1 pseudogene is annotated in these 478 nt (G+C 66.7%); it reads right to left on the bottom strand.

Going from position 1 to position 478, the window contains the following annotated elements:
- Positions 1-65 precede the first annotated feature (65 nt).
- Positions 66-478: pseudogene (locus A3722_RS24330) on the bottom strand (cytochrome ubiquinol oxidase subunit I); the annotation flags it as partial.

Below are 478 nucleotides of genomic sequence, written 5' to 3'. Positions count from 1 at the left end.
CCCATAGATCGCGCTGAAACTGACCAGCCAGACCAGCAGCGGCAAGAGAATGCGCAACAACTTTCTCACGCGATCATCCCCGGCAGATGCGCCGCAAGCAGGATCAGCGCCGTGATCGCTGCCAGATAGTCGGACCAGAGCGTCACAATGGCGAAAACCGCCCGACGCTGGGGCGAGGTGAAACCACGCCGGACCTGCAGGATCAGAAAGCCCTGCATTAGCCCCACGAGCAGAGCATGGGCCACCCCATAGGCGCCGAGGATGAGGAGCGTGGCGGCATAGGCATGGCCGTCCGGGGGCGGGAGGCGCAGCAGCAAGGCCCCGAACACCGCCGCTGTGGCAACCGTTGCCAGAAATGCCGGGGCAAGAGCGACCATAGGGGCGGTGCCCGCGCGGTTGCGGCGGGCGCTCAGGTGCTGGGCCAAGGCGGCGACGAGCGCTGTGCCGATGCCGAAGCCAAGCTCGACCCAAGAGGGGG

It is taken from the genome of Sulfitobacter sp. HI0027 (assembly GCF_001634775.1).
GTDB lineage: Bacteria > Pseudomonadota > Alphaproteobacteria > Rhodobacterales > Rhodobacteraceae > Sulfitobacter.
The sequence above is the reverse complement of the archived record's forward strand: the minus strand, read 5'-3'. Positions and strand labels throughout refer to the sequence as shown.